The organism is Pantoea leporis, from assembly GCF_028048155.1.
Classification (GTDB): domain Bacteria; phylum Pseudomonadota; class Gammaproteobacteria; order Enterobacterales; family Enterobacteriaceae; genus Pantoea; species Pantoea leporis.
Genome location: NZ_JALMEU010000032.1, coordinates 1 through 316, shown reverse-complemented (window position 1 = coordinate 316; position 316 = coordinate 1). Strand labels below are relative to the sequence as shown.

Sequence of the window (316 nt, the reverse complement as noted above, 5' to 3'; positions counted from 1 at the left end):
CGGGGCAGACGCACTGGAACGACAGTTTTGATCTGATCATTGTTTCCGAAAGCGACGGTGGCTTTGCGCCCGTCATCGATTACGCGGTGGATGACTTCGGTCCCGTGACCGGCAACCTCGCCAGCGGCAGCAGCACCGACGACAGCACGCCAGCGCTGCACGGTCGCGCCGAAGCCAACAGCCTGGTGATCCTGCGCTACACCCTGGGCGACGGCCGCTATGCCAGCGCCAGCATAAAAGCAGACGCAGGCGGCAACTGGTCGTGGACGCCGCCGGAGCTGGCCAACGGCAGCTGGACCTTCGAGGTGAAGAAGAC

1 protein-coding gene is annotated in these 316 nt (G+C 64.2%); it reads left to right on the top strand.

All coding sequences use genetic code 11. From position 1 onward, the window contains the following. Nucleotides 1-316, top strand: a 316-nt coding sequence (locus MWH02_RS23070) for an Ig-like domain-containing protein (protein ID WP_271461527.1), incomplete at both ends; no start/stop codon positions are given.